Source organism: Arthrobacter sp. AZCC_0090, from assembly GCF_014207375.1.
Classification (GTDB): domain Bacteria; phylum Actinomycetota; class Actinomycetes; order Actinomycetales; family Micrococcaceae; genus Arthrobacter.
Window position 1 is genome coordinate 109,282 of record NZ_JACHEE010000012.1, and the last position, 17,548, is coordinate 126,829.

Genomic DNA, 17,548 nt, shown 5'->3' on the forward strand with positions numbered 1-17,548 from the left:
TGGTGGTCTTGAGCCGGGGCTACTGGCTAGCTGGCTTGAAGTTGAACAAGGGCGGGGTCTGGTAGAACGGATGCATTGTGACCTGGACGTTCTTCGAGGAAGCGTAGACGTCCTTCACAACATCCCAAGGTGCATCCCAGGCCTGCTGGACCAAGTACGTGTTCAGCTCCTTATACAGGGCGACCTGCGCAGATCCGGTGGAGGTACTGATCCGAGACAACAAGTCAGTTACATGCTGGTCTTCGTAGTGGAATGGGTTCCACGTGGCCTGCTTGGAAACGATGAGCTGGATGGCGATCCAGGGATCGGCGCCTCCTGTCTTGAAGTAGGACATGGCGTACTTGCCCGCAAGAATTGAGGGCATGAATTGATCGAATGGAATTTTGTCCAGTTTGACCCTCACACCGACGTTCCCCAACTGCTCAACCATGGCAGCCTGCATCTCTGGGAAGAGCGATGAAATGTCGGGCATGACAACGTCGAAACCGTTAGCGTAGCCAGCCTCAGCGAGCAGCGCTTTGGCTTTCGCAGGGTCATATTTGTAAGTCTGATCCAGTTCGGGCACAAAAGCTTCGCTGTCGGACGTGAAATGTTGGGTCGTCGGCGTCCCCAGGCCCTTCTTGGCGATTTTTACAATGGATGCGCTGTCGAACGCGTAGTTGAGAGCTTGACGCACTCGGACATCGGCAAGAGCCGGTACGATCGCGCCCTTCTTGTCCCAGATGTAGAGTCCTTCAACGACCCCGGGAGTAACCGTGTCAACCTTGAGGCCGCCGGCCTTGGCAGCGTCGACGCGGTCCGGTGAAATGCCGGCGCCGTCGAGCTGACCAGACAGAAGCGCATTGGTCCGCGCAGTCGGGTCGGACATCGTCTTGATGTCTACCTTTTCAAACGGGTAGGAATTCTTCTCCCAATAGTTCGGATTCGCGACGAATCCGTACTCGGTGCCGGCCGTGGTGGTAGCCGCGTCGAGGGTGTAGGGTCCCGAACCCACGGGGACCTGGGGACTCGTGAGTGACTTCGGGCTGGCGATCATACCGGGAACATTCGCCAGGCTTCTCAGAAGCGATGGAGTCGGGGTGGACAACTTAACCACGACAGTTGAAGGATTTGTAACTTGAACGTCAGAAATTGCTTTGATCAGGGCTGCAGCTTCACCTTTTCCGGCTTTCGTGTGCAGCAGGTTGGCCTTGACCGCTTCTGCGTCAAGCGGGGTTCCGTCGCTGAACTTCACGTCGGTCCGCAGCTTGAGCGTCAGAGTAGTCAGGGATGCGTCGTAGTCCCACGAAGTAGCGAGGTTCGCGGTGGGAGCACCCTTGGCGTCCATGTGAAGCAGCGCATCGAAGACCGGTTCGTAGTACTGTTCGGCATTCCCCATGCTTGCTTCGGCCAGATCCCAAGACTTCAGGGACTGGGATACAGCAAGATTCAGGGTGCCACCGGCTTTGGCGCCACCTGATGCAGCGCCCCCGCTACCCCCGCAGGCTGACATCGCCAGCGCCAGCGACACGGCGCCGGCAAGTATGAGCTTTCGTTTCATGGTCTTACTCCTCGTTGGGGAACTCTTTGGATGACTGGAAATCAATTGCAAGCTCGGGCTTGCTGGTGTGCGGAAGATCGGATTATCGGGAGCCGCGCGGCTAGGGGAGCCTGTCTGTCAGAGGCGGCGGATGGATGCCTGCTGGGTGAACAAAGTCGCGTTGTTGCAGATAAGCGCGGGCCGGACTGCTGTCCTGGATGGTTGCCATTCTTTGGCCTGCCCGGATGCCTTTCGAAAGAGTCCGGCCTGCGTAAGGACGTTGCTGACGGTTGTGGTCGGATCAGTTTCACGTCCAGGCCTTTCTACAGTGCTTTGCTGTGGCCCCCGTCACTGCTTTGTTTAAGCATCATTTAGCGTTCATCTGTTCGCAAGATGCCGGAATTAGTTTTCTGATCGGCGTAATTGTGGCGGAAGCTCGGCCTTGCTCGACTCAGGATTGATGGCGGGCAATAGCTCCCATTCGGGCGTCAGCCCGGCCATGATCATGCTGTACTGGGCGCAGATCGCTCCGGCGTGGACCAGGACGGAATGGAATCTTCTACGGAGAGTCAAACGGGGTCCTCCGAGGGTGACTGGGCCGGGATGCTTCCGCTGCCTTCAGCGGCGACGGGGAATCGGGGCAGCTTGCTAGTGGCGCGGGACAGGATCGGCCGGCTGCTCGGGAGATAAGCAGCCGGCCGGGGACTTCTCGCCGCCGTTGTCGTTTCCGGCTTCAGCGGGAAGCGGCCTCCAATCCGAAGTGGTTGGAGAGCCAGCGGCCGCAAAGATCAACGCTCTCTTCGGGGGCTTCCGTGGTGCCGCGGTCCACTTCGACAACCACCCATCCTGTGAAGTCGTCACCGGCGGCGGCCAAGATTCCGGGGATGTCGGCGTCGCCGGTTCCCGGCTCGGTCCAGATTCCAGCACGGACTGTGGACCGGTAGTCAATGTCCTCCGTGCGGCTCCTGAGTGCGACATCCAGGCGGTAGTCCTTGATGTGGATCCCGGCGAGGCGGTCGCGATATTCGGCGATGATCAGGGCCGGATCGATGCCCGTCCACGCAAAGTGGCCGGCGTCGGGACCGAACTTCAGGATCCTTTCGTCCACGCTGTCCAGGACGAACCGTGCGTCATCAGCGGTTTCCACCCAGGTTCCAATGTGCGGGTGCAGGGCGGCCACGGCGCCTTCGGCCGTGATGATCTGCGCAGCTTCGGCGAGATAGTCCCTGACCCGTTCCAACCGGGAAAGGTCAAGGCCATGGCCGACGGCGGGATGCGCCACCCGGGGTGCGTCACGTTGCATGCCCATTGCGAGGAAGAGCAGCTCATTTCCTAGCTCAACGTTGTTGGCGGCAAGTACTTTGGCGCGTTCCAGGTACTGTGCGCGGTCTCCGGGCTGCTCTTCCCAGGGCATGCCGACATAGCCCGGACCGGGACGAATGCCCGCGGATTCAAGAGCCCGTGCGTAGTCGGCCACACTGGATCCGGCCGGTACCTCGGATTGGATCGCGGTGAAGCCTGCGGCAGCGATTCTCGCAAGGCGTTCCGGTAGCGCAGGCGCAAGTCCCGGGTTGATCCATCCGTCGTCCGTGGCGACCCACTGGAGGGGATTGATGGCGAACTGGCTGGGGGAGATTGGCAAATCAAACTCTTTTCGGTGAAGTGGCCGAAGCCCTTGGATGGTGTCTGAAAGCCGCCGTCAGGAATTGAACAGCGGCGCCGGGCGGTCGGTCCGACTCTGAAGGACGATGGATTGGCCGGCGGCCGCGGCCTCGTCAATCGCGAGCATGGTGTCAAGGACGTGGAAAGCGAAACCTGAATTGGCCCTATGAGGCCCACCGGCAAGGGCTCCGGCCAAATCATCTACACCAAGACCGCGGCGGTGTTGCTCCGGCGTTCCCACGAGTCCGAAAAGCTGAGTGACAGGTGCGAGCACCCGCCAGTCACTGTGCTCGTGCCGCTTAAGCCGGACATCGCCGTCGAACGTATTCGGGTCATTCAGGCTGAGTGTTCCTTCGGTGCCATAGATCTCGATCCTGGGCAGTGTCGTGTCCCATACGTCGAAGCTCATGAGTACCGTGCCTATAGCGCCAGAGGTAAAGGAAAACACTGCCGAGGTGTGTGTGTTGACGGAGACCGGGATCTCGTCCACTACGCGGCCCGGTGCGGTGACCTTTCGTGTTGGGGATCCGATGCGCGCATCCGCGCTCACCCGGTGGATCGGACCGAGGCAGTTGACGAGTGCGGCTATGTAGTACGGGCCCATGTCCATGACCGGTCCACCGCCCGGCTCGAACAGGAAACCGGGATTCGGATGCCATGTTTCGGCCCGGGACGAACGCACGAACGCACTCGCTCCGATGGGTGCCCCGATGTAGCCGGAGTCAATCGCGTGCCGGGCCGTTTGCCCGGCGCTGCCGAGAAAGGTGTCCGGTGCGGATCCGAGAATGCCCGGGTTCTCCCGTTCGGCCTTGAGCATGAGCAGGGCATCTTCCCGGGTGGTTGCCAGCGGCTTTTCAACGTAAACGCTCTTGCCGGCGTCCAGCGCTCGGATAACGGTAGATGCATGCAGGTTGGGCGGCGTTAGGTTGATGACGACGTCGATACTCTCGTTCGCAAGAAGGGCGTCAGTGCCGCCGGAGCCTGGAACCGAGAACTCCGAGGCAAGCGAAGCGGCCCGCGCGTGATCGATGTCTGCGATGTAGCTGACCTTCAGATGCGGATACTTTTGCAGTCCCTGCATGTAGCGGGCTGAGATATTGCCGGCACCCACGATGCCGATGTTGAGAGTCACTTGATTTCCTTTCAGAGACGCGGAAGCCGCTATTGGGAGGCTATCGGCGGGCGTCTTTGTGCCACAAGATGCCGATTTAAGTCCGATCATCGGATTTAACTTGATGATCTGGGGCATAATGAATGCATGAGCGAGATAGCACCGGACCGGTCGCCGGCAAATGCGATCCTGCGTTTGGTGGCCGCAGGTAAGGTGACCAGCCGTGCCCAAGCCGCGCGAGTGACTGGGATGGCCCGCTCGACCATCGGGCTGCACGTGGATCAAATGCTCCGCGATGAGGTTCTGACAGAGATGGAGGAGGCCCAAGGGGCGAGGGGTCGTCCGGCGAAGGAACTGACGGTGGGCAGGGGCGCCGGCTACGTCGTGGATGTGATCTTTGATCGGACAAATACGTGCGTGGCCATTTCAGATGCCAGCGCCGCCATTGTGCAGTCACGTATCATCGATATTCTCTTGAATCCGGACCCAAAGGCCGTTATGGAGAAAGTTCTCGGTACTGCAGACGATCTCCTGTCCGACCATGGTCTTCTGCATTCCGACATTCGTCAGGTCATAGCCAGCGTCCCGGCACCCGTTGATTTCCATGAGGGGGTCACGGCACACCGTTCCATCATGGCGGGCTGGGAGGGCATTCAGATCGCGAGAATCCTGGGTGAGTATTTCGGCGCCCCGGCACTCATGGATAACGATGCAAATCTTATGGCCTTAGGGGCGGCCACAACTTTGCATAGTGACGAGCTGCCATTGCTGCACCTGCAGCTTTCGACCGGGATCGGTGCAGGACTCATCACGGCGGATGCAAAGATCCACCGCGGTGCCGACGGTTCCGCAGGAGACATCGGCCATCTTCGCATAGACAACCTCGCGGACGCGCGCTGCCAGTGCGGCAAGGTCGGTTGCATAGGCGCCTACGCGAGCCTTCATGCCGTCATGTCCCAGCTCGGTATTGAACAAGGCGCGGATGTCGATCCGCGAGCCGGACAGAAGGCCCTTTCGCAGATGGTTCGAAAGGCAGATCCAGCCGCATTGGCGGCGTTACGTGATGCGGCCGGTCACTTGGGACAGCTGACCGCAATCCTGGTGGATATGTTCAATCCGAGGACGATCGTTCTGGGCGGACCAATGGTTGAACTCAGCGATGATGTGCTCTCAACAATCAGGGGGGTTGTTTATCAAGAGGCGATGTCCATCGCTACTCGCCGCTTGGTAATCAGCCCCTCGCGGCTCGGAAACAAGGCTGCCTTGGTAGGAGCTGCACGATTGGGGGCCGATGAGCTACTTGATGGGTCGTCTGCACGGAGTAGCTAGCGCAAGGTGATGGCTTGGATGTCCGCGTCGGACCTAGTCCAGGCGGGTAACGTATCCTTGCGAACGGTTCCGGACTGGAGGACAAGTCGGATGTGTTCTGAGTTTGCAAGACCTGCAATGTCGTTGAGCGGATCAATATCTGTTACTAAGAGATCGGCGAGCTTGCCAGCTTCGACACTTCCAACAAACTCGTCAATGCCTAACAGTCGGGCACCGTTCAAGGTTCCGGCGCTAATGGCGTGGAGTTGAGTCATGCCCAGCTGCACCAAGAACGACAACTCCAAGAGGTTGCGTGAGTGCGGACTCACCCCGGCGTCGGTACCCATCGCGATTGCAACTCCCTGGTTTATTGCTAAAGCGATGTTTTCTCGGGTTTTGTCGGCCCACCGGGTTTTCTTTTCAAAATGCGCGGGAGACACCTTTGCGGGATCCAGCGGGTGGAACGCGGTGGCAAGCGTTGGGACCAGATAAGTCCCTTTGGCAAGAGCAAGCTCGCATGCTTCGTCCGTCATGCCATAACCATGCTCAATGCTGGCAACACCACCCCTGAGTGCGTTGAGTATGCCCGCTGTTCCCTGGGCATGTGCGGCGACCTTCTTGCCGCGGTGTCGGTGGGCTTCGTCGACAACAGCTTTGATCTCAGCCTCACTAAGGTCCTCGTCGTCCGGGTCGTCATGTGGACTCCCCATGCCGCCAGTGGCGCAGATCTTGATGACGTCCGCCCCGTCGCGGAGTAAGGTGCGGACGCCCACCCGCGCCGAGCGCTCATCGTCGGCCAGAATCGTAAACCTGGCTGTCGGGTTGTAACCATCTGGTCCCGTGGCATCGCAATGACCGCCCGTATGCCCGAGGATTCGGCCAGCCGTCAGCAGCCGCGGAGCTTCAATTAGGCCGTCTCTTTGCGCCGTCGAGTAGCCGCTGGAAAGGCCGCCCAGATCCCGCACTGACGTGATGCCAGCGCACAGGGTCTGGTGCATTCGCTCAGCAACTTGGAACGTGACAAGGGCCTGGTCCTGGGTGGTGCCAGATGTTGTGGGATCGAAAAGGAAGTGCACATGTGCATCAATGAACCCCGGGAGAACGGTCATTCCAGTCAGATCCCGTGCGGGTACCTCGGGAGTTTGCGGGGCGGATCCTGCCGAACCGGCGTACGCAATTCTCCCTGCTTTGTCCACGATAACTGTTGCATCCTCAATGGGCTCTTTGCCCGTGCCGTCAATCAGGCGAGCGTGCTCAAGTCGCATCACGACGTAGGGCATTTGACGGTGCTCCTATCCTTGTGGCGGGGGCAATGGTCCAGGGGAGCTGCAAGCTGATTAATCAAGGAAAATTTCCATCCCGGTCCTTGCCGACTCGTAGGCACCGAGGATGACACTGATCGATTGTCGATTGACCGTCAGCCCGACGCGGACGCCTGTACCCCCGCCGAGCGCATTTAGGAAGTCCCCATATTGATACCGATGTGCGTCCGACAGTTCGCCGGGGTTCATTCCGGCGGAGGCAAGGGAACCATCGGCAAGCTTGTATCGGTTTAGCTGGTTGGCTTCGACTCCGTCCCGGAGCGGGAGTCGCACGCGTTCGGCTTGCCCCGGAGTTGTGTGAACGAAAGTCAGGCGGTCGCCCTCAATGACCACCGAGCCCTTGTCTCCGTGCACTTGGAGGCGTGCGCTTAGTCCCGGGAAGGCAGCTGTGGAAGCATGCAGGACCCCTAAGGCTCCGTTCTCGAACTTGACGACGGCCACTGCTACATCTTCAACTTCGATGTTCTCGTGGGCGAGGCGCCCTGTGTAGGCGAACACACTCACGGGCTTTCCGAGTGCCGCTACGAGTAGATCGACAGTGTGCACGCCTTGGTTCATCAGCGATCCGCCGCCATCCATGTCCCAAGTGCCGCGCCAGTCCCGGCGGAGTCATAGTAATCCTGGCTCCGCCACCAGTCGATCGATGCGATACCCGAGGTCAAGCGGCCAAGTTCGCCCTTATCGATCGCTTCAAGGAGGATTTCCGTGGCAGGGTCAAAACGATGTTGAGTGATGACCGTCACCACTGTGCCGGCATTCCTTTGGGCCTCGATGATCGCGTCCGTCTTCTCAAGGCTTACTTCGGCAGGCTTCTCGATAATCACGTGCTTGCCGGCATTGAGGGCTTCGATTGCAACTTCCGCGTGGGTTCCGGTAGGGGTACAAACGGCGACTGCTTCGAATTCGGCTTGCGCGAGCGCGTCCTTCAGGGACACAAAAGCAGCGCTACCGCGGCTGGATGCGAGAGCCTGCGCTTTGGCGAGGTCGACATCGACGACTCCGGCCAACTCGATCTCGTTGGAGAGTTCGTTGATGACCTTGCCGTGGTGCGAGCCGATCACGCCTGCGCCTACTATTACCAGCCGGATCTTCTTCCTCACGTCATTCGCCTTTCCGACCTGAGTGAAGCATTCGAGTGAGCCACTCGCCGCAGTATCGGATGCTCTCCTCAGGCGATGTGGTGGCGCGATCGACCTCTACTACAACCCAGCCATCGAACTCAGGCCCTGGAGCGGCCAGCAGTTCGAGGAGGTCCGCGTCCCCACGTCCCGGTTCCGTCCAGAGACCTTGAAGCACAGTCGATCGATAGTCCAACCGCGCGATACGCGCCTGTCGGGCGATCTCCATTTTGAGGTCCTTGATATGGAGGCCCGCAACACGGGGCGCATATTCGGCAATGACTTCCGCAGGATTCACTCCTGTCCAGGCCAAGTGGCCTGAGTCCGGTCCAAACTTGAGCAACTCTTCATCAACCGTGTCCAGGACAAAGCGGGCTTCATCCGCTGTCTCCACCCATGTGCCTACGTGCGGATGGAGAGCGGCGACGCAACCTTCCGCGGAGATCCGGCCGGCCGCCAAAGCTATGTAATCGCGTACGCGCTCCAACCTATCAAGGGCATGGGAATGGCCCTCCGCAGGATGCCGCACCCTGGGAGCATCTTGGCTCATACCCATGGAGAGAAACACCAACGGTGTACCGAGCTGCACGTTGTCGGATGCCAGAGCGCTTGCTCGGTCCAAAAATGGCAGGCGGCCGGAGGCGTCCTCGTGCCATGGCAAGGCGACGTACCCGGGTCCGGGGACCAACCCGTGGTCCGCGAGTTTCTGACCGTACTCCGTCACGTTCGATCCCGTCGGAACAACCGACTTGACGGAGGTGAAACCCGCTTCCGCCACAATTCGGAGCTGCTCGTCCACCGGAGGGGCGAGCGCCGGATTAATCCATCCGTCGGAGGTCGCCAGCCACTGGATTGGGTTGATTGAGAATTTCTTTAGAGTGCTGTCAGCTCCAGCAGCGGGGTCGAAAGGTGTCATGTCAAAACACTAGAACTTAACAGAATTCGCCAATAGATGGCGATAAATATTCGATGACCGAACTTAATCGAGTGGGTGAGTGCTCTTCTTGGTTTGATTCCGGAGGCGAAGGCTGGGACCCAGCTGGGTTGCCCGCGGCTGGGACTCCTCACCGTCATTCGCTACGGCTCCGCCACGGAACGTGGAAATAGCCTGTTGCTGGCTTCAAAAACCCCCAGAACCGCCCCCGTTCCAGGCAAGTCTGGACGTTAGGGAGAAAGCAGGGAAACGGTTGAACGAGCAACGGACCTTCGCGGGTCACTGCGACCTTAGAGACATTGCGAAGGCGCGATTCCCGGATCGGCCCAAGAGAGCGCCGTCGCGTGGGGCAGTGCGTTCAGACTGTCGCTGTATCGCTGGACTCCTGCGCCGGTTTGACCTGGGTCCATGTCCGCCACACGTTTACCCGACGGAAACGATGACAAGCGCTGACATGTCACGGCCTGTCCATCGAGCCGAAAACGTCTACATTCCGCGGATTTTCAGGACAACACCAGCCCTTGGCAGACAACGAAAAGTGCCCTCCCGTGAGAAGAGGTCAGGAGTTCGAATCTCCTCACGTCAAGTCTTTCTTGGTACCGTTTTGGTACCGTGAGGTATGGCCATGAATCTACGCATTCCCGAAGACCTCGACCGCCGTCTCGATGAACTTGCTGCCGAGGAGCACACGTCCAAGTCCGCGCTGCTGTTCCAAGGGGGCCGAGCTGGTCCTGCAGCGCCACGGCCGCAGCCGCGAGATCAGCGAGGGCCTGGACTTCGTGATGCGCCATGACGCGGATCTCCTCAAGCGCCTTGAGGATGCATGAGTTCGTACTTCGAAATCGAGGACGCACTGCAGGTGATCAACCGATACGGGTTCCACATCCGTGACATTGGGCTACTCGCCTCGGCCCTGGAGCGGCCCGCAACGACCGTCATGGGCCCGGAAGGCGTTGGCAAAGTCGTCATGGTTCGGAGCCTTCCAGTTCGCGATCCAGGTGCCAGCTCTGCGTCCCCCTGACCATCGGGGCCCAAGATCGCGCACAATTCGGGAGTGGGACCTCCTTGGCCCATGCCTCCCCGAGAGCCCGCAGCCGGCCCAGGGTGGCGCCCTCCTGGCCGTGGGGGTGGTGTCGATCAGCATGAGCCCGGCCATCCGCTCCGGAGCAAGCAGTGTAGCGCAGATTCACCGTGCTAGCCGTGTTCGTTGCGGTAGTGGAGTCCGATCCACGGTGAAGCCGTGAGTTCCTCATTGTACGGGTACCGCCCGGTGGCCGGCTCTGTGTCTTTTGCTTCAGCGTCGTGCTCAGGTCTTCGGAGCAGGGGTGTCGCTTGATAATCGGTATCCGTGAACATGGGCGCTTCTTTCTGATCATGCGCCGCAACGCTGGCGTTCTATGTAGCGGCACGGTTGTGATGATCTGTCGTGCTTTCATCGACTTCCTCGTTTGTCGTGGGCAGCTGCCGCGACTGATGGTTTACAGGCGCGGACAGCCCGGACTTCGCCCCGAAACGGCGCCCGGGCTGCCCACGGCCTGGCTTAGGGGAGTAGGACGGCTGCCTGATGCTCGGCGCGCCGGTCGCGAAGCCGCCGGGCTGTTCCTTCCAGGTAAGGTGCGCCCAGTTCATGAATCGGCGTCTTGGCCGTCTCCCTGGACAGGAAGGCGGAGGTACCGGCGATCATCATGCAGACCGTTCCGAAAACGGCCACGGGAACCCAGCCGTTGACCCCGGGGGTCATCAGCATGCCCGCGATCATGGGGGCGAAGCCGGCGAGGACCAGGCCTAGCTGGTTGCCCAGCGCCATCCCCGTGTAGCGCACCGGTGCTGCAAACTGCTCGGCGAAGAACGACGGCCAGATGCCGTTGAAACCCGAGTACAGGACTGTCATGTTCAGGAATGCTGCCAGGAAGACGAGCACGATGTTGCCCGAGGACAGCGCCAGGAAGTAGAGGAAGATCGTGACGGAGCAACCGATGGCGGCGGTGAGCAGCAGGGGGCGCCGGCCGATCCGGTCAGAAAGTTTCGCGGCCAGCGGCATGGCGAACATGGACAGCCCGATGGCGACGGCGTTGACGGTCAGGATGGATGCCCGGTCGAAGCCCACAGCGGAGGTGGCATACGCCAGACCGAAGACGGTGAAGATGGTCTGCATGACCGACATGATGGACATTCCGACGACGCGCAGCACATCCGGAGCCTGGAACCTGAGGACTTCCTTGATGGGCATCGGGGTGACTTCCTGGTGTTCCTGGGCTTCCTCGAAGACCGGAGTTTCATCTAGGTGTGTCCGCACCCAATAGGCGATGGCCAGGACCACGATCGAGAGCCAGAACGGGATGCGCCACCCCCAGCTCATCATCGTCTCCTGCGGCAGCGCCGTGACCGGGACAAAGACCAGCGTGGCGAGCACCATGCCTGAGGCGTAGCCGGTCATCACAAAGCTGGTGAAGAAGCCGCGTTTGCCTTCGGGGGAGTGCTCCAGGGTGAGGGTGGAGGCTCCCGCGGACTCGGCCCCCGCGGAAAAGCCCTGGGCCAGGCGTGCGGCCACCAGCAGGATGGGGGCCCAGACGCCGACCTGCCCGTAGCTCGGCAGGAATCCGATCCCCAGCGAGGCAAGTCCCATGATGCCCAACGTGAGCAGGAGGATTTTCTTCCGTCCCAGCTTGTCGCCGAAGTGGCCCATGACCAGCCCGCCGACCGGACGCGCCACGTAGGCGACACCGAAGGTGGCAAAGGCGCCGATCAGGCCGATGGCCGGGTCTGCCGACGGAAAGAACAGGTGCGGGAAGACCAAGGCGGCGGCAGTCCCGTAGATGAAGAAGTCGTAGTACTCCAGGGTACTGCCCAGGAAGGAAGCCAAGGCGGCCTTCCCCGGGGTCTTGCGCGGTGCCGCGGGGGCGGCGGATGGGCTCTGCATGGGAATCTCCTAAGACAACGTTGTCTTGCTAGAAGCCGGCTGGGGTCCTAAAGGTGGAAGTCCACCGACAGGATTTGCTGGCTGTTGGGGAATGAGTAAGCCTTCAGTGGCTCGTGCAGCGGATGCGTGTTGTACGCCGCGATGTCCTCGACGTTTTCGAAGTCCGCCACAATGGCGTAGTCAAAGGAACGATCTTGGTTGAGCAAATCCGGGCCGTGGGTCAGGCTGACCATGCCGGGGATGTTGCCGGCCATCCTGTTGAGTCCGGCGATCCAGGCCTGCTTCTCGGCGGTCGGGAAGTCCGGTTTGAACTTGAAAAGCACGGCGTGGCGGATCATGTCAGGCTTCCTACCATCTCAGCGGCCGGTTCGGCAGGGGCCGCTACTGAGACGTATTCGGGGTTCATGCCGGCGATGGTGCGTCCGGCGAGGTAGCCCATGGTCATGATCGGGCCGAGGGTGGCGCCGGCGCCGGGGTACCCGGCCGCGTAGGCGTTTTCGCTTGTGTTGCCGGCTGCGTAGAGGCCCTCGATGGGCCGGTTGTCCACGTCCAGGACGCGGGCGCGCCCGTCTGTGGCCACGCCGCCGTTGGTTCCGAACGCCCCGTTGACCACCTCCATCGCGTAGAACGGGCCAGATTGCAGCGGGCCCAGCGACGGGTTCGGCCAGAGGCTGTCGTCGTCGCCCCAGTACTTGTCGTACGCGCTTTCGCCGCGTCCGAAGTCCGGATCTTCGCCCCTGACCGCGAACTCGTTGAACCGCGCCACCGTCTCGGTCAAGTTCGCCGCGGGGACGTTGATCTTCGCGGCCAGTTCCTCCAACGTCGCTGCCTCGGTGAGGTAGCCGGGTGTGGGCTGGCCGACACGATGAGCCAGGATGCCGTAGCGCTCCATGTAGGAGTGATCGACGATGACGTGTGCGGGAGTGTTCAGGGTCTGGTTGTTCGGGGAGTCCCAGGACTGAAGACAACGGGCCAGGTCGTTGTAATTCTGGGATTCATTGGCGAAGCGCCGGCCGTGCCGGTTTACCATGAGCGATCCCGGGCCCTGGCGCTCGAAACGAAGCAGGGTGCCCACGGGCTGCCCGTCACGCACGTCGCCGGTGATCGCCATCGGTGCCCACCACGCTTCACGCATGCCGCGTGTCTGGCCGCCGATGCGCTGCGACATCCGCAGGCCGTCCCCGGTGTTCGAGGGCGGCGAGCACATCGTATACAGCCGCGAAGCCAGCATCGAGTCCGCCAGCGCCTTGTCCCATTCGAAACCTCCGGTGGCCAGTACCACGCCGTCGTTGGCCCGGATCACCTCGCCGGTTTCCAGTTCGACGCCGGTCACCCGGCCGCCGCCGGTGAGGAGCCGGTGTCCTCGCGCCCCGGTGACGAGTGCGGCGCCGTCGCGAACTAGGCTGGCGAGCAGCATAGACACAAGCGCCTGGCCCTTAGCCACCAGTCCGTCGGCCTGGCGGCGGTTCAGTTCCTCCCAAGGGAACTTGGTGAAGGCGCCCCAGTTTTCGTATTCCTGCATTGTGAACGGTGCCCGGCCGTCGGTGCGGACGTGAGCCATGAGTTGGCCGAGGGCTTCCTTGCTGTTGAACAGTTCGGGCTCAACCGTGCGGCCTCCTGCCACGGCGCCGGGAAGATCCTGGCGGTAGTCCGGGAAGTTGTTGAGGAAGATGAAACGGACCCCGCATTCCAGTTCAACGAAACGGAGCATCTGGTCTCCGTAGTTCAGGGCAGCTTCCAGGAGTTCCTCCCGACCACGCCCCCGGGCCACGGCGCGCACGTACTGAGCGGCGGCTTCCTTCGAATCAGTGATGCCCGCTTCGCGTGCATGGTGGTTGTCCGCCACCCACAGCATGCCGCCGGAGACAGCTGACGTTCCGCCCAGCAGGGCGCTTTTTTCAAGGACGACGACGGACTTGCCCGCCCGCGCTGCGGTGGCGGCCGCGGTGAGGGCGCCGGCGCCGGAGCCGACAACGACGACGTCGTAGCTGTCCGACTCGGTTCCATTGACGAATTTCATGGTGTTGCCTTTCACGAAGTTTGCGTTCGAACTTTCCGCAGCACGGCTGCAGATGCAGGGTGCTCGGTCCGGATCAGACGGCGGTGTAGCCGCCGTCGATCACGAGCTCCGAGCCCGTAGTGAAACGGGACTCGTCCGAGGCCAGGTACAGCACACCGTAGGCAATCTCGTTCGGCTCGCCTTGCCGGGGCAGTGGGTTGGAGCCCACGAGCTGCTTGTAGTAAGCCTCGGGGCCGATGTCGGATTGCTCGGCGGAGCGGCGGCTCATGCGGGTGTTCATCGAACCGGGATGGATGGAATTCACCCGGATTCCGTAGGCGCCGTAGGCCGCGGCGTCCGATTTGCTCAACAGCCGGACGGCGCCCTTGGTGGCGTGGTACAGCGGAACGTTTCTGCCGCCGGTGATGCCGTGGATGGACGAGAAGTTGATGATGCTGCCGGCGCCGTTCTCGATCATTCCCGGGACCACATACTTGGTCATCAGCCACACGCCCTTGACGTTCACGTTGAAGATCGTGTCAAAGTCGGCGAGCGACGCGGTGTGGGAGGCCCCAGCCGCTCCGATGATTCCGGCCGCGTTGACAAGGATGTCCGGGGCCCCAAGCTCGTCGCGGACGCGACGGATGGCCTCGGCGACGCTGTCCTCGCTGGTGACATCGACGTCGTACTCGCTGATGTTTTCATGGCTGACCGCGGCAGGAATCCCGGCCACGTCAAGGCTTGCGACCTTTGCGCCGTGGTGGGCGAGCAGCGCCGCGGTGGCGCTTCCCAGGTCCCCGCGTCCGCCGGTCACGACGGCGGTCTTCCCGGCCACGCGGTGTGGTGTTTGATTCATTGTGGTGCTCCTCCTGCCGCGACGTTGCGGCCTCGCTGCGTCTAAGCAGAGTGGCAGGGGAGTTGTGACGGGAACCACGGGATTGCCGATGAACGGAAAAAATCCTCAGTGGCTTTGGCGGAGAGTGCCCTTGAGTTTGGCGCGCCAGCCCAGGGCCCTGGAAATACCGCGGGCGGCGGCCATCAAGAGGGGCACGCGCGCGGCGGCGTTTTCCTCGTCCCGTGGCACCACCACGCTGAGCGCGGCGACTACCGTGTTGTCCGGACCGTAGACAGGGACTGCGATGCCGCTGGATTCGGGGACGATCACCCCGGGCATGGCCGCGAAACCGCGTTGCCTGACCTCGGCCAAATGGCGGCGCAGCGCGGCAGGGTCGGTCAGGGTTGTTTCGGTGTATTTGGTGAGCGGACGGGACAGGATCATATCCTGATAGGCAGAGGGGGAATTGGCCAGCAGCACCATCCCGGACGACGTCGCGTGCACCGGAAGGCGGCCAGCGACCTTGGTGATGTCCATGATGGTCGAGGTGCTGCCGAGCCGTTCGATATACAGGACTTCGTCCGAATCCAGCACGCCCAGGGTGGTGCTGTGCTGGACCACCGATTGGACGTCCTCCATGAAAGGCAACGCAGCTTCCCGTAGGCCCTGCGTTTTGGATCCCCGAGACGCGAGCTCCCACATCCGGGTTCCAAGCTCGATGTTCCCGTTGGAGTCGCGCTCAAGGAGCCGCTCAAGCAGGAGTTCGTCGACCAGCCGGTAGGTGGTGGTGACGGGAAGCCCGGTACGGCGGCTGAGTTCGGCGACGCTCATGGACGTGTGCTTGTCGTCGAAGGCGCTGATGATCCTGATGAACCGCCTAATGATCGACTCGCCCGATGCCGAGTTGGCCATTCTTCCTCCTCCCGGATTCCCACTCAATGGTAATCCTGCTCCCCGTCTGCCTTTCTAAGGTATGTCCTGAAGCTTGGCAATCTGCCCGACTGGCCGCACCGAGGCGGGCAGTTGATTGAGGCGGCAGCCCATCAAAGCGGGCAGCCGATTGAGCGGAGCAAGAACCATGAGTAAGACCGTTGTGTGTGATGTCTTGGTGGTCGGCTCCGGCGTCGCCGGAATGGCCGCGGCGCTGAAGGCCGCTTCCCAAGGACTGAACGTGATCGTTGCCGAGAAGGACCGATACTTCGGCGGCACCACTGCCATTTCCGCCGGTTGGGCCTGGGTCCCCGGAAACAAACAGGGCGTGGAGGAAGGGGACACCCGCGAGGATGCGGAAACCTACCTGAAGAACCTCGCCCCGGACACCTTCAACGAAGCAGGAGTCCGGGACTTCCTGGATACCGTGCCCGAAGCAATCTCCTTTTTCGAGAACGAGACCGAGGTGAAATTCACGTACCCGGAGAAGGCCCCGGACTACCAGATGGACCTGCCCGGGGCGAGACTTTCCGGCCGTGCCATCCTGCCACGTGACGTCGACGCAAGGGTTCTCGGGGACAAGCGCCTCCTGATGCAGCCGTACATGAGTTCCTACACCGTGTTCGGTTACATGCCGCAGGTCGGGCCGGATATCAACGAGTTCTTCCACGTCAACCAATCGATCAAGTCCTTCGTCTATGTGGCGAAAAAGCTGCTCCGCACGTGGTCCGACGCGGCCCGCTACAAGCGCGCCGTCCTGCGCTCCAACGGCAACGCGCTGATGACCCGCATGGTGAAGAGCGCCGATGATTTGGGAGTGCGGTTGTGGAACGCCACACCAGTGCTTTCCCTGACCCGTGGCGACGACGGAGCCATCAGCGGAGCGGTCATCGGGGGAGAACATGCCGCCACGGTGACGGCCCGGATGGGGGTCGTCCTCGCGGCGGGCGGATTCTCCGGCAACAAGAAGTTGCGGCAGGAGTACTTCCCGCACGACGCCGACGGAGACGACCACTTCACGCCGACCGTGGGTCACGGAGGAGACGCGGCTAACCTGGCGATCAGCGCCGGTGGCCACATCGACGACTCCGTGTTCAGCGTGGGATCCTGGGCTCCGGTGACCGTCTTCAAGTACCTCAATGGTGCCCAGCGCCTCTTCCCGCACCTTCGCGCCATCGGGCTCCCGGGCCTGATCGCCGTCGACCGCCATGGTAAGCGCTTCGGGAACGAGGCCCTCAGCTACCACGACTTCGGCGGGGCGATGATCGCGCATAACAAAGGCGAGGAGAAGACCTTCGGCTACGTGATCGGCGATGCCAAGACAATGCACAAGTACGGCATCGGCTACGCCAAGCCCTGGCCCATGCCGCGTGGCTATTTCTACCGGACCGGTTATTTGGTCAAGGGGAACACACTGGAGGAACTCGCGGGCAAGCTCGGCATCGACGCCGAAGGCCTGAAGGCTACCGTGTCCGAATTCAATCCCGCGGCAGAACGTGGCGAGGATCCGGCCTTTGGCCGGGGCTCCACTCTGTACAACCACTTCCGGGGTGACATGGAACACAAGCCGAACCCCAACCTTGCTCCCGTCGGCAAGGGGCCGTACTACGCGGCGAAGATCCAGATGGGTGACCTGGGCACTTTTGCCGGAATCGGTGTCAATGAACGCTCCGAGGTGGTGACGGCAGAAGGAACCCCCGTTCCTGGCCTGATCGCCGTCGGCGCGGCAGCGGTCAGCGTCTTCGGCGGCGGCTACCCGGGCTACGGCTCGCATATCGGCCCGGCCCTTGTGTTCGGCTACCGGGCAGGCCGTGACATCGAACGGCTCGCCGCCGAGCGTGGGGTCTCCCGGGTGGCGGCAAACTGAGGAGTGGGGCGTCCGTGGGTCCT

18 protein-coding genes and 1 pseudogene are annotated in these 17,548 nt (G+C 61.7%); 5 read left to right on the forward strand and 14 right to left on the reverse strand.

From position 1 onward, the window contains the following. Positions 1–19 precede the first annotated feature (19 nt). The 4 genes from HNP00_RS18030 to HNP00_RS18045 all read right to left on the reverse strand — a co-directional run bounded on the left by HNP00_RS18030 (position 20) and on the right by HNP00_RS18045 (position 4,313). Entirely contained in the window at positions 20–1,540 is a 1,521-nt protein-coding gene (locus HNP00_RS18030) for an ABC transporter substrate-binding protein (RefSeq protein WP_184741101.1), read from the reverse strand. Between the two features lie 381 nt (positions 1,541–1,921). Beyond that, a complete protein-coding gene (locus HNP00_RS18035; protein ID WP_184741102.1) occupies positions 1,922–2,092 on the reverse strand; it encodes a hypothetical protein in 171 nt (56 codons plus the stop codon). 160 nt (positions 2,093–2,252) lie between these two features. Continuing rightward, a complete protein-coding gene (locus HNP00_RS18040; protein ID WP_184741103.1) occupies positions 2,253–3,161 on the reverse strand; it encodes a sugar phosphate isomerase/epimerase in 909 nt (302 codons plus the stop codon). Positions 3,162–3,218: 57 nt separating this feature from the next. Then, complete coding sequence (locus HNP00_RS18045) at positions 3,219–4,313, reverse strand: Gfo/Idh/MocA family protein (RefSeq protein WP_221451619.1); 1,095 nt, start codon at positions 4,311–4,313, stop codon at positions 3,219–3,221. Positions 4,314–4,439: 126 nt separating this feature from the next. Here HNP00_RS18045 and HNP00_RS18050 point away from each other — a divergent pair, with 126 nt between their 5' ends. After that, positions 4,440–5,621, forward strand: coding sequence for an ROK family transcriptional regulator (locus HNP00_RS18050; protein ID WP_184741105.1), 1,182 nt, complete (start codon positions 4,440–4,442; stop codon positions 5,619–5,621). On the opposite strand, the gene HNP00_RS18055 is transcribed toward HNP00_RS18050, so the two are convergent. From HNP00_RS18055 to HNP00_RS18065, 4 genes are read right to left on the reverse strand one after another with little or no spacing between them, the layout of a single operon-like run. Further along, positions 5,618–6,880 (reverse strand): amidohydrolase family protein, encoded by a 1,263-nt coding sequence (locus tag HNP00_RS18055; protein ID WP_184741106.1) that lies wholly within the window; start codon positions 6,878–6,880, stop codon positions 5,618–5,620. The genes HNP00_RS18050 and HNP00_RS18055 overlap by 4 nt on opposite strands. Before the next feature lie 57 nt (positions 6,881–6,937). Further along, positions 6,938–7,480, reverse strand: coding sequence for a Gfo/Idh/MocA family oxidoreductase (locus tag HNP00_RS22975; RefSeq protein WP_260405044.1), 543 nt, complete (start codon positions 7,478–7,480; stop codon positions 6,938–6,940). Beyond that, entirely contained in the window at positions 7,480–8,022 is a 543-nt protein-coding gene (locus tag HNP00_RS22980) for a Gfo/Idh/MocA family protein (protein ID WP_221451621.1), read from the reverse strand. The genes HNP00_RS22975 and HNP00_RS22980 overlap by 1 nt, the downstream gene beginning before the upstream one ends. Position 8,023: 1 nt before the next feature. Next, the gene (locus tag HNP00_RS18065) at positions 8,024–8,956 is read right to left on the reverse strand and encodes a sugar phosphate isomerase/epimerase (RefSeq protein WP_184741107.1); all 933 of its coding nucleotides are present in this window, start codon (positions 8,954–8,956) and stop codon (positions 8,024–8,026) included. Positions 8,957–9,599: 643 nt separating this feature from the next. Here HNP00_RS18065 and HNP00_RS23455 point away from each other — a divergent pair. The 3 genes and pseudogenes from HNP00_RS23455 to HNP00_RS23460 form a co-directional block, all read left to right on the forward strand. Continuing rightward, positions 9,600–9,647, forward strand: a pseudogene (locus HNP00_RS23455) (hypothetical protein); the annotation flags it as partial. Beyond that, positions 9,640–9,801 carry a hypothetical protein gene (locus HNP00_RS18070; RefSeq protein WP_260405053.1) on the forward strand — a complete coding sequence of 54 codons (162 nt, stop codon included), beginning with the start codon at positions 9,640–9,642 and terminating at the stop codon, positions 9,799–9,801. The pseudogene HNP00_RS23455 and the gene HNP00_RS18070, both read left to right, overlap by 8 nt. Further along, positions 9,798–9,995: a hypothetical protein gene (locus HNP00_RS23460; protein ID WP_260405045.1), complete on the forward strand. Its 198-nt coding sequence runs from the start codon at positions 9,798–9,800 to the stop codon at positions 9,993–9,995. Before HNP00_RS18070 ends, HNP00_RS23460 begins: the two co-directional genes overlap by 4 nt. Before the next feature lie 173 nt (positions 9,996–10,168). Here the strand turns inward: HNP00_RS23460 and HNP00_RS18080 are convergent, their stop codons facing one another. The 6 genes from HNP00_RS18080 to HNP00_RS18105 form a co-directional block, all read right to left on the reverse strand. Beyond that, the gene (locus tag HNP00_RS18080) at positions 10,169–10,330 is read right to left on the reverse strand and encodes a hypothetical protein (protein WP_184741108.1); all 162 of its coding nucleotides are present in this window, start codon (positions 10,328–10,330) and stop codon (positions 10,169–10,171) included. A 184-nt stretch (positions 10,331–10,514) separates the two neighbouring features. Further along, a complete protein-coding gene (locus HNP00_RS18085) occupies positions 10,515–11,894 on the reverse strand; it encodes an MFS transporter (protein ID WP_184741109.1) in 1,380 nt (459 codons plus the stop codon). Between the two features lie 47 nt (positions 11,895–11,941). After that, the gene (locus HNP00_RS18090; RefSeq protein ID WP_184741110.1) at positions 11,942–12,232 is read right to left on the reverse strand and encodes a Dabb family protein; all 291 of its coding nucleotides are present in this window, start codon (positions 12,230–12,232) and stop codon (positions 11,942–11,944) included. After that, positions 12,229–13,914, reverse strand: coding sequence for an FAD-dependent oxidoreductase (locus HNP00_RS18095; RefSeq protein ID WP_184741111.1), 1,686 nt, complete (start codon positions 13,912–13,914; stop codon positions 12,229–12,231). Before HNP00_RS18095 ends, HNP00_RS18090 begins: the two co-directional genes overlap by 4 nt. 73 nt (positions 13,915–13,987) lie before the next feature. After that, positions 13,988–14,749 carry an SDR family NAD(P)-dependent oxidoreductase gene (locus HNP00_RS18100; RefSeq protein ID WP_184741112.1) on the reverse strand — a complete coding sequence of 254 codons (762 nt, stop codon included), beginning with the start codon at positions 14,747–14,749 and terminating at the stop codon, positions 13,988–13,990. 105 nt (positions 14,750–14,854) lie between these two features. Then, the gene (locus tag HNP00_RS18105; RefSeq protein ID WP_184741113.1) at positions 14,855–15,640 is read right to left on the reverse strand and encodes an IclR family transcriptional regulator; all 786 of its coding nucleotides are present in this window, start codon (positions 15,638–15,640) and stop codon (positions 14,855–14,857) included. A gap of 166 nt (positions 15,641–15,806) precedes the next feature. Here HNP00_RS18105 and HNP00_RS18110 point away from each other — a divergent pair, with 166 nt between their 5' ends. Beyond that, positions 15,807–17,525 (forward strand): FAD-dependent oxidoreductase, encoded by a 1,719-nt coding sequence (locus HNP00_RS18110; RefSeq protein WP_184741114.1) that lies wholly within the window; start codon positions 15,807–15,809, stop codon positions 17,523–17,525. The last annotated feature ends 23 nt before the right edge of the window (positions 17,526–17,548 follow it).